This is a genomic window from Providencia sp. PROV268, from assembly GCF_028477805.1.
Taxonomy (GTDB): Bacteria; Pseudomonadota; Gammaproteobacteria; order Enterobacterales; family Enterobacteriaceae; genus Providencia; species Providencia stuartii.
This window is the reverse complement of the sequence record NZ_JAMPLW010000031.1, coordinates 22,368-34,709: the sequence shown is the minus strand read 5'-3', so window position 1 is coordinate 34,709 and position 12,342 is coordinate 22,368. Positions and strand designations below refer to the sequence as shown.

15 protein-coding genes and 1 other RNA gene are annotated in these 12,342 nt (G+C 38.2%); 11 read left to right on the top strand and 5 right to left on the bottom strand.

The features are described 5' to 3' along the window. Positions 1-92: 92 nt before the first annotated feature. The 4 genes from PR699_RS18275 (at position 93) to PR699_RS18260 (ending at position 2,887) form a co-directional block, all read left to right on the top strand. Positions 93-731: a DUF1120 domain-containing protein gene (locus tag PR699_RS18275; RefSeq protein WP_004921795.1), complete on the top strand. Its 639-nt coding sequence runs from the start codon at positions 93-95 to the stop codon at positions 729-731. A 57-nt stretch (positions 732-788) separates the two neighbouring features. Further along, complete coding sequence (locus tag PR699_RS18270; RefSeq protein ID WP_014656395.1) at positions 789-1,418, top strand: fimbrial protein; 630 nt, start codon at positions 789-791, stop codon at positions 1,416-1,418. 60 nt (positions 1,419-1,478) lie between these two features. Beyond that, positions 1,479-2,114: a hypothetical protein gene (locus PR699_RS18265; RefSeq protein WP_004921789.1), complete on the top strand. Its 636-nt coding sequence runs from the start codon at positions 1,479-1,481 to the stop codon at positions 2,112-2,114. Between the two features lie 65 nt (positions 2,115-2,179). Next, positions 2,180-2,887, top strand: coding sequence for a hypothetical protein (locus PR699_RS18260; RefSeq protein WP_014656394.1), 708 nt, complete (start codon positions 2,180-2,182; stop codon positions 2,885-2,887). Between the two features lie 306 nt (positions 2,888-3,193). On the opposite strand, the gene PR699_RS18255 is transcribed toward PR699_RS18260, so the two are convergent. Next, on the bottom strand, positions 3,194-3,571 hold the full coding sequence (locus PR699_RS18255) for a VOC family protein (RefSeq protein ID WP_014656393.1): 378 nt from the start codon (positions 3,569-3,571) through the stop codon (positions 3,194-3,196). Positions 3,572-3,780: 209 nt separating this feature from the next. Here PR699_RS18255 and PR699_RS18250 point away from each other — a divergent pair, with 209 nt between their 5' ends. The 4 genes from PR699_RS18250 (at position 3,781) to PR699_RS18235 (ending at position 6,853) form a co-directional block, all read left to right on the top strand. After that, positions 3,781-4,152 carry a YacL family protein gene (locus tag PR699_RS18250; protein WP_014656392.1) on the top strand — a complete coding sequence of 124 codons (372 nt, stop codon included), beginning with the start codon at positions 3,781-3,783 and terminating at the stop codon, positions 4,150-4,152. A 150-nt stretch (positions 4,153-4,302) separates the two neighbouring features. Continuing rightward, entirely contained in the window at positions 4,303-5,178 is an 876-nt protein-coding gene (mscS, locus tag PR699_RS18245) for a small-conductance mechanosensitive channel MscS (protein WP_014656391.1), read from the top strand. Between the two features lie 204 nt (positions 5,179-5,382). Continuing rightward, positions 5,383-6,000 carry an arginine exporter ArgO gene (argO, locus tag PR699_RS18240; protein WP_004921770.1) on the top strand — a complete coding sequence of 206 codons (618 nt, stop codon included), beginning with the start codon at positions 5,383-5,385 and terminating at the stop codon, positions 5,998-6,000. A gap of 118 nt (positions 6,001-6,118) precedes the next feature. Then, positions 6,119-6,853 carry an oxidative stress defense protein gene (locus tag PR699_RS18235; protein WP_004921765.1) on the top strand — a complete coding sequence of 245 codons (735 nt, stop codon included), beginning with the start codon at positions 6,119-6,121 and terminating at the stop codon, positions 6,851-6,853. Here the strand turns inward: PR699_RS18235 and PR699_RS18230 are convergent. Beyond that, the gene (locus PR699_RS18230; protein ID WP_004921761.1) at positions 6,850-7,752 is read right to left on the bottom strand and encodes a LysR family transcriptional regulator ArgP; all 903 of its coding nucleotides are present in this window, start codon (positions 7,750-7,752) and stop codon (positions 6,850-6,852) included. The genes PR699_RS18235 and PR699_RS18230 overlap by 4 nt on opposite strands. A 191-nt stretch (positions 7,753-7,943) precedes the next feature. Between PR699_RS18230 and rpiA the strand changes: the two genes are divergently transcribed. The 3 genes from rpiA (at position 7,944) to serA (ending at position 10,872) form a co-directional block, all read left to right on the top strand. Beyond that, entirely contained in the window at positions 7,944-8,600 is a 657-nt protein-coding gene (gene rpiA, locus PR699_RS18225; protein ID WP_004921758.1) for a ribose-5-phosphate isomerase RpiA, read from the top strand. Between the two features lie 170 nt (positions 8,601-8,770). Beyond that, on the top strand, positions 8,771-9,292 hold the full coding sequence (locus PR699_RS18220) for a YcxB family protein (protein WP_004921753.1): 522 nt from the start codon (positions 8,771-8,773) through the stop codon (positions 9,290-9,292). 329 nt (positions 9,293-9,621) lie between these two features. Next, positions 9,622-10,872, top strand: a complete 1,251-nt coding sequence (serA, locus tag PR699_RS18215; protein WP_004921747.1) for a phosphoglycerate dehydrogenase — start codon at positions 9,622-9,624, stop codon at positions 10,870-10,872. A 41-nt stretch (positions 10,873-10,913) separates the two neighbouring features. On the opposite strand, the gene PR699_RS18210 is transcribed toward serA, so the two are convergent. The 3 genes from PR699_RS18210 to zapA all read right to left on the bottom strand — a co-directional run bounded on the left by PR699_RS18210 (position 10,914) and on the right by zapA (position 12,262). Then, entirely contained in the window at positions 10,914-11,504 is a 591-nt protein-coding gene (locus PR699_RS18210) for a 5-formyltetrahydrofolate cyclo-ligase (protein WP_004921743.1), read from the bottom strand. Between the two features lie 134 nt (positions 11,505-11,638). After that, positions 11,639-11,820, bottom strand: a non-coding RNA gene (gene ssrS, locus PR699_RS18205) — 6S RNA. A gap of 112 nt (positions 11,821-11,932) precedes the next feature. After that, on the bottom strand, positions 11,933-12,262 hold the full coding sequence (gene zapA / locus PR699_RS18200) for a cell division protein ZapA (protein ID WP_004921740.1): 330 nt from the start codon (positions 12,260-12,262) through the stop codon (positions 11,933-11,935). Positions 12,263-12,342: the final 80 nt, after the last annotated feature.

Sequence of the window (12,342 nt, the reverse complement as noted above, 5' to 3'; positions counted from 1 at the left end):
TCACGCGGTATTATCATTTGGTTTTGGTATCTAACGTGATTTTAAGATAGGCCATCTATTTGGCCTATCTTAATTTTCGAGGTTGTTAATTCATGATGAAAAACACAATAACATGTTTGGGCTTATTGCCGTTATTGGTAGCGGGTTTAAGTTACGCAGATACAAATGCTAATTTGAAAGTATCTGGTGAAATTAAGCCACCAACATGCTTTATCAATAATCAGAATGAAGTAGATATTGTATATAATTACACGATATCGCCAGAAATGCTTAATCGTTCAGAAACAACACCTTTAGATAGAAAAAAGAAAAGAATCGAAATAGTGTGTGATGCTACAACTTACTTAAGCTTTGAAGCCAAAGATAACCGTATTGATAGCGTTTCTTCAGAACAAGGTCGTATCTTATTTGGATTAGGTAAATATGGTGCTGATAATAGCCAAAATATTGGTGTTTATACCATTACAATGTCAAATGCGACTGTTAAAGAGAATAGTGAAGAAGCCGACAAAAACGTTTTAATATTGTCAGGAAATACCGCTAAGTTAAAAACGGATGTAAACCAATTGAAAAAAATAGCTTGGGCTGAAACATCGACAAAATTAGCAGCAGGAAAAATTTTTGCTGCTGATTTTGAGGTTTATGCGGTATTAGATATAATCAGAACAAATAATATTGAGGATATATCTCTAGATGGTAGTGCGACATTATCATTTGGTTTTGGTATTTAATTTTATTTTAAATAGGTTAGGTAATTGACCTATTTAACTTATTGAGATTGTTAATTCATGATGAAAAACACAATAACATGTTTGGGCTTATTGCCGTTATTGGTAGCAGGTTTAAGTTATGCAGATACCAGTGCTAATTTGAAAGTATCTGGTGATATTAAGCCACCAACATGTTCTATCAATAATCAGAATGAAGTAGATATTGTATATAATTACACGATATCGCCAGAAATGCTTAACCGTTCAGGAAGAACATCTTTAGATAAACAAAAGAAAAGAATCGAAATCGTATGTGATGCAACGACTTACTTAAGTTTTGTGGCTCATGATAATCGCATTAGTCCTAGCGACGCAGCATTATTATTTGGATTAGGTACATATGGTGCTGATAATAATGAAATTGGTGTTTATAGCATTACAATGTCAAATGCGACTGTTAAAGCGAATAGTGAAGAAGATGCTAAACGTGTTTTAGTGTTACCAGAAGGAAGCAAAGCTGTAGCAGAAACCTCGATAGCGAAAATGAAAAAAACAGCTTGGGCTGAAACATCGAAAAAATTAGCACCAGGAAAAATTTTTGCTGCTGATTTTGAGGTTTATGCGGTATTAAATATAATCAGAACAAATAATATTGAGGATATATCTCTAGATGGCAGTGCGACATTATCATTTGGTTTTGGTATTTAATTTTATTTTAAATAGGTTAGATAATTGACCTATTTAACCTATTGAGATTGTTAATTTACGATGAAAAGCACAATAACATGTTTGGGCTTATTGCCGTTATTGGTAGCAGGTTTAAGTTATGCAGATATCAGTGCTAATTTGAAAGTATCTGGCGATATTAAACCACCAACATGCTCTATCAATAATCAGAATGAAGTGGATATTGAATATCGATTTGATATCGCTCCAGAAATGTTTCCTAGTTCAGATATCTTATATTTAGATGGTGAAACGAAAAGAATTGAAATAGTGTGTGATGCTGCCACTTATTTAAATTTTATAGCCAAAGATAATCGTAGTGATAGTGTCATAAATCCAGGCGATATCTTCTTTGGTTTAGGTAAATATGGTGCTGATAATAGCCAAAATATTGGTGTTTACACTATTACAATGTCAAATGCGACTGTTAAAGGAAATAGTGATGAAGGCGCTAAAAAAGTCTCTGTGTTGGCTGCGGGAGGGAGCGCTGTGCCAGAACTTTTAATAAGCCAATCGAAAAAAACAGCTTGGGCTGAAACATCGACAAAGTTAGTATCAGGACAAATTTTCGCGGCTGATTTTGAAGTTAAGCCAATGTTTTATGGTGAGGTAAAAGAGAGTGCTGGTGATGTATCCCTAGATGGCAGTGCGACATTATCATTTGGTTTTGGTATTTAATTTTATTTTATTCTAATCGGGTTAGGTTGTTGACCTATTTAAATTATTAGGGGCGTTAATTTAATATGAAAAATACAGTAAAATGTTTAGGTGTATTACCATTATTAGCCGCTGGTTTAAGCTATGCAGATACAAATGCTAATTTAAAAATATCTGGTGATATTAAGCCACCAACCTGTATGGTTAATGGAGAAGAGCAAACCAATATCATATATGACATGGGAAAACTCTCTGTTGATGTTATACCTATGTCGGATAGATATATTTTCCCGGAAAACTCAAAAATAAAAAATACGGTTACAGTGACATGTGACGCAGAGACTTATTTACTATTCATGGCGACGGATCTTTATGAAAGCTTAAATTTACCTTCGACGCCAGTAAGTCCTGATATTGCACATAAATATTTTCATATTAATGGGGGTAAACCGGCCGCACTTGGTGGTGTCTCATTTTTAGTAAAAGATGCTAAGGTCGATAATAATTCTGGATATGTTCGCCGTTTATATAACTCAATACATTCAACAGCGGGTCTTGGGCAATATGTGTTAACTAAGGGGGAATATTATGGATGGTCTAAGGCAAATGGTGAATCAATAAGTAAGAATGAATTTATGAGGTCATTAATACCAGGGAAAGTATTTTCAGCAAATTTTGAACAAGAGAGTATGTTTATTAACTCACGAAATGATTTGGCTAAAGCAAATATTGAGCTTAATGATGAAGTTAATTATAATGCAGAAGCTATAATTACTTTTAATTTTAGTATTTAATAATAAAAAATGGGATTTGTATTTTATGCGGGGAATCTAATGTTAACTTATGCCTGTATAAATTTTTGATTATCTAAATGATTTTGTACAGATAAAATATAATCAAAATATTGTGAAATCATTTTTCCAAACAGTATAATTTATCAAAATTCACAGTTACATATCCATTGTTATTAAGTAATATAAATAAAAATCAGGCACTCGATATCTCATGGCATAGTGTATTGGGGACAGCTTAATTTTTGATTAGGTAGCCAGTCTGTACGACTCGTGCTACCTTTGTACGAATTTAGCAGTAGTATATGGCTATATATAATTTGCTATCTCAATAAGATTTAAATCAGGATCTCGAATATAAATAGATAATATCTCTCCCATTGCGCCTGTACGTTTGACAGGGCCTTCTATAATCTCGACACCTTGCTGTTGAATAAACGTCATAATTTGGTTTATTGGTGTATTACTGATAAAACATAAATCGAGTGAGCCAGGTACGGGTAAATGAGCTTTTGGCTCAAATTCTTTACCATATTGGTGGATATTTATTTTTTGCTGCCCAAATTGCAACGCATAGCGCTGCTCACCGAAGGTTATCAACTTCATTTTGAGTACATGGGTGTAGAAATCAATGCACGCGTTTTGATCGGTTGTGGTTAACACCAGATGGTCTAAATGGTTAATCATCAGACACTCCTATCCTTCTTCTTTATGTCGTGTTATGCGATGACGCTTACTTTGTTCTGCTATTAGCCGTTTATCGTTTTTTGCAGAACAAAAGTTCATCAATGCTCCCCATATCATAGTGAGCTTTCTTTTTATCTCATGTTTTAGCGAACAATAATACTGAACTAGAGGTATAATTATAACGAATGACGTCTGGTGTGAGGTGGATTATGGAATACCAATTTTTTCAGGATATAACTGGAGAGATATCGGCAAAATTTTCGATGGATCATGAAGCGGTTGGTTATTGGCTTAATGAGGAAATTAAAGGCGATTTTAGTCTGTTAGATGAAATAGAAGCCGGATACGAATCGATTAAAGGTAGCGAGAAGCAATGGGAATTAATCGGTCATGAATACACATTGGTATTAGACGATGAAGAAGTGATGATCCGAGCGAATCAACTTGCTTTCGAGACGGAGGGTTTAGAAGAGGGAATGAGTTACTATGATAATGAAAGTGTCGCATTTTGCGGCATTGATGATTTTATGAGTATGCTTAACGATTACAGACAATTCGTTTTAGAAAATAAAGTAAAATAAATTTTTGTTTTAAAATGTTGTCAGATTTTAGATATTGTAGTTATTATTTAATTGCAATATCACATGGTTAGTTTGAATAAGAACTAAATTGTTGGGAGCATGTGATAATTTCATTTACCGAGTAATTCCATTTAAAAATTAGAGGACTGTATGAATACTGATGATGTTACCGGAGCGTTGAATGACGCAACGAATTGGTTTGCGGCAAATCAGGATCTGTTAGTTCAGTATGCGGTGAATATCGTTTCTGCTATCGTCATTCTTATTGTCGGTATGATGATTGCTAAGTGGGTTGGACGTGGCTTACATCGTGTGATGACAGCACGCGGCATCGACCCTACCGTGAGTGAATTTTTATCCGCGATTGTCCGTTATACTGTTGTTGCGTTTACGTTTATTGCTGTACTTGGCAAAATTGGTGTTCAAACAGCATCTGTGATTGCTGTATTGGGTGCTGCGGGCTTAGCTGTTGGTTTAGCATTACAAAACTCATTAGGCAACTTTGCCGCTGGTGTATTATTAGTCGTGTTTAGACCTCTGCGAGCTGGTGAGTATGTCCAAATTGGGGCTGTAGAAGGAACGGTTCAAAACGTTCAAATTTTCTCTACCACACTTAGAACAGCAGATGATCGCATTATCGTCATTCCGAATGGTAAAATTATTGCAGATAACATTATCAATATCACTCGTGAACCTGATCGCCGAACTGATATTATTGTTGGAGTGGCGTATGATTCAGATATTGATTTAGTCAAAAAAGTATTAGGTGACATTGTTGCTGTTGATGAGCGTATTTTACACGATAAAGGTGTGACTATCCGTTTACACGAAATGGCGCCATCTTCATTAAATTATTTAGTCCGTTTTTGGGCTAAAAATGGTGACACATGGCCTGTATATTGGGATTTAATGGAAAATTTCAAACGTGCACTCGATAAGCACGATATTGGTATACCATTCCCTCAAATGGATGTCCATTTACATCAACAGGCTGCTGTTGCAGTGAAAAAAGATATGACAGAATAAGCGTATTTATTGAATGATAAAACTGGGTCAGTTTATTGTACTGTACCCAGTTTTTTTATTTGCTGATTTTCCTTTCCTATCGTTTAGATAGCGAATGTCACAATAAGTTATTCTAATCTTCTATAAGAAATAATAATTTTCCCTAATAATTTTTTCTAATTAGAATCTCATTGAATAAAATGAATAATTATTAGGAATTTATGCATGTTTACGATTTATATTCAGGGTGCTTTACTTGGTGCTGCAATGATACTTCCATTAGGCCCGCAAAATGCATTTATTTTGCAGCAGGGAAGTCGAAAGCAATATCATGTGATGAGTGCATTTTTATGCTCCTTAAGTGATACCGTATTAATTATTGCTGGTGTTTTTGGAGGAAGTGCATTACTAAGCCAGTCTGAAATTCTGTTGCAATTGATTACATGGGCTGGGGTAGCGTTTCTAGCTTGGTATGGTTACGGCGCATGTCGTAGCGCTTTTAGTCGCGATGAAGTTAGGGTGCAAGCAGAGAATAAGGTTGCCAATCGTTGGCGAGTGATCGTGACTCTATTTGCGGTAACGTGGCTAAACCCTCATGTGTATTTAGATACTTTTGTGGTATTAGGCAGTGTGGGAGGGCAGTTAGAAAGCTCATTACGGCCGTGGTTTACGGCAGGGGCACTGACCGCATCTTTTGCTTGGTTTTTTGCTTTAGCGATATTAGCGGCTTGGTTTTCCCCCATACTAAATAAGCCACGTTCACAACGCGTAATTAATCTCTTTGTTGGAATGGTGATGTGGTTTATTGCCTTTCAATTAGCGAAGCAAGGGTTAGGGTATTGATAATTTCTTATTAATCCGAAACGAATTTCACATAGGATGTGTTAATGTTTAAGTAAGGTTGTGGGATAAATAAGTTATGTCACCACAACTTTCTTATTATTGATTATTAGGAGGTCCTGTGAAGTTAAAGTCTCTTGTTCTTGCTGCCATGATGGCTGGTGTTGCGGTTCCTGCTATTGCACAAGCTAATCCGCTTCCTGAAGGGCCACATATTACAACGTCAGGTAATGCAATAATTAAAGCATCACCGGATATGGCGACATTAAATATCAATGTTGAAGTGACTGAAAAAGATGCAGCAGCGGCTAAAACAGGCGTTGATAAACGTGTTGCTGAATATTTTGAGTTCTTGAAACAAAATGGTATCGAAAAGAAAGATATCAATGCTGCTAATGTGCGTACTCAACCAAAATATGAGTATGATAAAGAATCTCAGAAATCATCCATTGTAGGTTATACAGCAATTCGTTCTGTTGAAGTTAAAGTCACTAAATTAGATCAACTCAATACCTTGCTTGATGGTGCATTAAAAGCAGGGCTTAATGAAATTAATTCAGTTCAGTTCGGTGTGAATAACCCTCAACAATATCGCGATGAGGCTCGAGAAAAAGCGATTAAAAATGCGATTGAACAAGCGAATGCATTGGCAAAAGGGTTTAATGTTCAGTTAGGGCCTGTGTACAGTGTGAATTATCGTGCACCAGATGCGACCCCATACCCTGCGCCAGTCATGAATTACAGAGCGAAAATGGCACTCTCTGCTGCCCCTGAGCGCGATGTCAACGAAACTTATGAGCAGCAGAGTATTGATTTTAACGACCAAGTTGATGTGGTTTTTGAATTAAAACGTTAAGTTTCATCTTCTTGTTTTAACATCTGACGCCCTGTTTTGAGTAGGGCGTCAGTGACTTTCTTCATCGTACGGCTTTCCGGGGCAAAACGGTGCCAATATAGCATCCGACGTTGGCATAGCCCTGGCGTCAAATCAATTAATTCACCTGTACTAAGCTCATTAGCGATTTGTAAATGTGGGATCATACAGCAAGTTGACCCCTGTTTTGCCAATTGTACAAATGCCTCTGATGAATTAACGATGTGACATGGCACACTACCGGGCGATAGACCAAAATTCTGTTGTACAAAAGCTTGGTGCATATCATCAAGGTGGTCAAAGGCTACTGCTGGCGCTTTAAGAAGCGATGAACGTGTGACGCCCTCAGGGAAATATTTTGCTGCAAAATCGGGTGATGCAACAAAAATATAATCCAATGCTCCGAGTTTATCGACTAAACACCCCGGCAATGCTTGAGGTTGAATACTGATTGCGCCAACCACTTCGCCACGTCTTAACCGTTCTTGTGTTCGTGTTTCATCTTCCACTTGGATATTCAAACGAATTGGGCTATTGCCTAAAACAGGATTAAGTGCAGGTAATAACCAAGTTGCTAGACTGTCGGCGTTGACTGCAAGTGAAAGTAGTAATGGCGTTGACCCCCCGTTTTCATCACCGAGCCATTGTTCTTCGAGTAATTCTACTTGATGAAGAAGTGCTAATAGCTTCTGCCCTTGCTCTGTGGGGTGTGGCGGTACTGTCCGAACGAGTAGCGGCTGACCAAATAGGTTCTCTAATTGTTTGATCCGCTGTGAGACGGCAGATTGTGTAATACATAATTTTTGAGCTGCCCGCTCAAATCCTCTTTCACGAATGACAGCATCCAGTGCTTGCAACGCGCGGTAATCAGGGCGCTTCATTGGGGGTATTCTCCTTGTTGTTATTCTACGACTCACTATGCCATATTTTGCCTCAGAACACCTGCAATATTGATGACAATGTGTGAATCACAGAATATTACGAACAAAGCTGAACTTGTTAGGTGTCCGTTATATAATATTATTAGCAGATAAAAACCTCATTCACTCTTAAAAATAGTAGAAGGCATCGCATGACTCAGGATGAATTAAAAAAAGCAGTAGGTTGGGCAGCATTAGATTACGTGAAACCGGGCACGATTGTTGGTGTCGGCACTGGCTCTACCGCCTCTCATTTTATTGATGCTTTGGCAACAATGAAGGGGCAGATAGAGGGGGCAGTTTCAAGTTCAGAAGCATCGACAGCGAAACTTAAATCACTGGGCATTCCTGTGTTAGATTGTAATGATGTTGATTCGCTGGATGTTTATGTTGATGGTGCAGATGAAATTGATCACCATAAAAACATGATCAAAGGTGGCGGGGCAGCCTTAACACGTGAAAAAATTGTGGCAGCGATTGCCAAAACATTTGTTTGCATCGTAGATGAGTCTAAACAAGTGGATGTATTGGGTAAATTCCCTCTCCCTGTTGAAGTGATCCCAATGGCACGCAGCTATGTCGCGCGTGAACTTGTTAAATTAGGTGGTGTACCAGAGTACCGCCAAAATGTCGTTACTGATAACGGTAATGTGATTCTTGATGTGCATAATTTAAGCATTGTGGATCCTGTTGCTCTCGAAAACAAAATTAACGCCATTGCAGGCGTTGTTACGGTTGGTTTGTTTGCAAATCGTGGCGCTGACATTGTTTTAATGGGGACTTCTGAAGGCGTAAAAACGATTAAATAGTTTGTTCTGAATATCGATTTAATACTGCTGTTTGTTAGAAATCGGTTATTATTTGAATATCCCCCTTAGCCAGTTAGATTGACTTAGCTATGCTGATAACAGCATAGCTAGGAATGACTGACTTTAGCCTTTCTCAAATGATCATTTCATGATACTAGGGATGTATTGACATGGTAGATCACATCAAAGTCAAACTTGAACGCAACGAATATGTCCGTTTCAATAATTACTGTTATAAAAATGACTATTTTTCCGAGAATAGTGCATGGGATAAATCGTTGATTGTGATGGCGGTTGTTTTTTTCATCGCATTTATTGTGGCCTTTCAGCTTTTAAATATCACCCTTTTTCAGTTAACCATTGCGTTTATTATCGCCTCATTTTTATTTTTGTTTATTGCCGTTCGATTATTGAAAACGTTTAATCGAGCAATTCCTGATGAAGGCGGCTACCTGTTTTGTGAAAAGGAATATCGTTTTGATGAGATTGGGCTTCATGAGGTAAGTAAATATGGCAACGCATTGATTAAATGGGAGTCATTTAAATTTGTACGGACGGATGGTGATTTATTGTATCTTTTTATAGACCGTGTTTTCGCCATTATCATTCCAGCACGCTGTTTTGCGTCGACAGAAGAGAGCCAACAATTTGTGCGAATGGTAAAAGAAAAAGCGATTAATTTAGTTAAGTAAATTTTTGCTGTAAAAACAATTGGTCTATTGGTTTGGAAGATAGATGCCTGTCTAAGTCATCTATTTTACTAATATCATCTAGCAATAAAAAAAATAGCAATTTTTATTTCCCCCTTATTTTGGTGATATATCTCACACTAATGCTTATTGCACAGGCAAAATCCTTATTTTGTGTTACCGCCCCTGATTTTCTGCCACATAACTTCTTTTTCTTCGCACTTAACCAGATAAATGAGGCAAACGATTGTATTGATACTGCGCCGTTTTTTGCTATGTTGGTACACGGAAAGTTCATCTGTTATGAATCTTAAGCTGATAGGGTAGGGTAAATGGTTAAGGTATCTTTGGAAAAAGACAAAATTAAATTTTTACTATTGGAAGGAGTTCACCAAAGCGCGGTTGATAATTTAAAAGCAGCAGGCTATACCAACATTGAATATCACAAAAGTGCGTTGTCGGACGAAGAGTTAAAAGAAGCAATTAAAGATGCGCGTTTTGTCGGTATTCGCTCCCGTACTCATCTGACTGAAGAGATCTTTGCGGCAGCAGAAAAATTAGTGGCTGTCGGCTGTTTCTGTATTGGTACAAACCAAGTGGATTTAGATGCTGCGGCGAAACGCGGTATCCCTGTTTTTAATGCGCCTTTCTCAAATACCCGTTCCGTTGCTGAGATGGTTTTAGGTCAATTGTTACTGCTGTTACGTCGTATTCCTGAAGCGAATATGAAAGCGCATCGCGGCATCTGGGAAAAACAGGCGAAAGGTTGCTTTGAAGCTCGCGGTAAACGCTTAGGGATTGTTGGTTACGGTCATATCGGTACTCAGCTAGGTATTTTGGCTGAAGGGATTGGTATGGATGTTTATTTTTATGATATTGAAAATAAATTACCGCTGGGTAATGCGACACAAGTTCGCTCAATGGCTGAACTATTAAACATGAGCGACGTTGTGAGCTTGCATGTGCCAGAAACAGCAAGCACCAAAAATATGTTTGCAAAAGAGCAGTTTGAACTGATGAAACCGGGGGCCATTTTCATCAATGCGTCACGCGGTACAGTTGTTGATATCCCTGCTTTGGCTGATGCACTGGAAAGCAAACATCTGTCAGGTGCGGCAGTTGACGTATTCCCGACAGAGCCTGCGGCGAACAATGACCCTAATGACCCATTCATTAGTGAGCTAATCAAGTTCGACAACGTGATTTTGACGCCTCATATTGGTGGCTCAACAGAAGAAGCACAAGAAAATATCGGGTTAGAGGTTGCAAGTAAATTAGCGAAATATTCAGATAATGGTTCGACGCTTTCCGCGGTTAATTTCCCTGAAGTTTCTCTGCCAGTACATACTGAAGATACTAACCGTCTATTGCATATTCATGAAAACCGCCCTGGAATGATGAATAGCATTAACCAAGTGTTTACTGAAAACAATATCAACGTTGTTGGCCAGTATTTACGTACTGCTGGAAATGTTGGTTACGTTGTAATTGATATTATCACGCAACAGCCCGATCACGCTGATGATATTCTGGTTAAATTGAAACAATTGCCGGGCACTATCCGCGCTCGACTACTGTATTAATCATTTAACCAAGCGTATCGAATGGATATTATGGCACTGGGTTACCAGTGCCATATTTTTTGTGGGGTAATAATTTCAGGAAGAGGAATATCCCAATGTGCCACGGGGAGAGCAGTGACCCGTTGGCAATCATGGGCAAGCCCTATTGGGTAAAATCCTTTCTGCTGCCAATTAGCTAAAGTCCTATCATAAAAACCGCCTCCCATACCCAAACGTTGACCCTGTTCATCAAAGGCAACCAGTGGGATCATCATGACATCTAACTGATTTATGGGTCGCACTTGGGTTACGTCTAATGGGGGTTCATCAATGTTAAATCGATTTTTAACTAACTGAGTTGTCGGCGCATAGTTTAAAAACAGCAGATGATGAGGGTTAAAGGGATGTAATACGGGCAGGTAAACTTTTTTCCCTTGCTGCCATAGTGCATCAATTAATGGTTGAGTGTGGATCTCGCCATCAAAAGAAAGAAACAACGCAATGTGTTGTGCTTGAGCAATCTTAGGGTGAGATAAGGTGTGTTGTACGATTTTTTTTGCAGCCAGTTGTTGTTGCTCTGGACTCAGCTGCTGGCGTAACTGACGAACCGATTGGCGAATTTGCTGACGCATGACTGATAAGTTATCTTCCATAAGATCCGCAACCTTAGAGGCTATTATTAACTCTATTATTATTAGTGGTTTGATAAATATGTAAGTAATGGTTGGAAGTATAGCCTAATGAGCGTGAGATAATAGTATTAGAAGCAAGCTTATGGGAAAAATTGAGGGTCTCCAAGATGCCGTTGTAGGCTGTAACCCTTGAACCCTTGGTTCAAGGTGAACGTAGTTTAGCAACCTTTAGGCTTCCTGAGCGAATCAGGCATGCTCACCAGCGCAATAACCACATTCTGTTTTTTTGAAATATCGGCTCAGGGGACTGACCCACTCACGAGCATCTCAGAGAAATTTGGTTTGAGTGCGTAACGTCACTCTATGTACTTCATTGTATGAAATTGGATTTAAAAAGCAACCCTATTTTCGTTTATTTTTTTATACTAGTGTATGATTATTAAGCAAATTTAGCCGATAGGCATAACCTGCCTCTCAGTGATTTTTACCTGATCGTGTAATGCTTGCTCGATTGTTTGTTGCAGCATTTTTATCTTCTCTTCCATATTATATGCATAATCGCGTGTTTTTGTCTTTTCTTGTGTTAATTCGTGACACACGTTCAATGCAACGATAAAAATAAGCTGTTCTGTATTAGTAACACCACTTCTATCTTTGAGATCTTGAAGGCGTTGCTCAAGTTCTTGGGCGGATGCCAGTAGGGCTTCTTTTTGTTCGACAGGGCAGTTGACTCTCATTGAGCGCCCGAATATTTGAATGTCAACAGGTTGTGCGGACATGATACCTCCATACGAATAGGACTCGCCGCAAATATAATGTTCGGCGTAAAATAATAGATGGTTTATTCACTAATTTTAGC

Coding starts and splice junctions, on each gene's coding strand:
- PR699_RS18275 (WP_004921795.1), top strand. CDS start 93: ATGATGAAAAACACAATAACATGTTTGGGCTTATTGCCGTTATTGGTA.
- PR699_RS18270 (WP_014656395.1), top strand. CDS start 789: ATGATGAAAAACACAATAACATGTTTGGGCTTATTGCCGTTATTGGTA.
- PR699_RS18265 (WP_004921789.1), top strand. CDS start 1,479: ATGAAAAGCACAATAACATGTTTGGGCTTATTGCCGTTATTGGTAGCA.
- PR699_RS18260 (WP_014656394.1), top strand. CDS start 2,180: ATGAAAAATACAGTAAAATGTTTAGGTGTATTACCATTATTAGCCGCT.
- PR699_RS18255 (WP_014656393.1), bottom strand. CDS start 3,571: ATGATTAACCATTTAGACCATCTGGTGTTAACCACAACCGATCAAAAC.
- PR699_RS18250 (WP_014656392.1), top strand. CDS start 3,781: ATGGAATACCAATTTTTTCAGGATATAACTGGAGAGATATCGGCAAAA.
- mscS (WP_014656391.1), top strand. CDS start 4,303: ATGAATACTGATGATGTTACCGGAGCGTTGAATGACGCAACGAATTGG.
- argO (WP_004921770.1), top strand. CDS start 5,383: ATGTTTACGATTTATATTCAGGGTGCTTTACTTGGTGCTGCAATGATA.
- PR699_RS18230 (WP_004921761.1), bottom strand. CDS start 7,752: ATGAAGCGCCCTGATTACCGCGCGTTGCAAGCACTGGATGCTGTCATT.
- rpiA (WP_004921758.1), top strand. CDS start 7,944: ATGACTCAGGATGAATTAAAAAAAGCAGTAGGTTGGGCAGCATTAGAT.
- PR699_RS18220 (WP_004921753.1), top strand. CDS start 8,771: ATGGTAGATCACATCAAAGTCAAACTTGAACGCAACGAATATGTCCGT.
- serA (WP_004921747.1), top strand. CDS start 9,622: ATGGTTAAGGTATCTTTGGAAAAAGACAAAATTAAATTTTTACTATTG.
- PR699_RS18210 (WP_004921743.1), bottom strand. CDS start 11,504: ATGGAAGATAACTTATCAGTCATGCGTCAGCAAATTCGCCAATCGGTT.
- zapA (WP_004921740.1), bottom strand. CDS start 12,262: ATGTCCGCACAACCTGTTGACATTCAAATATTCGGGCGCTCAATGAGA.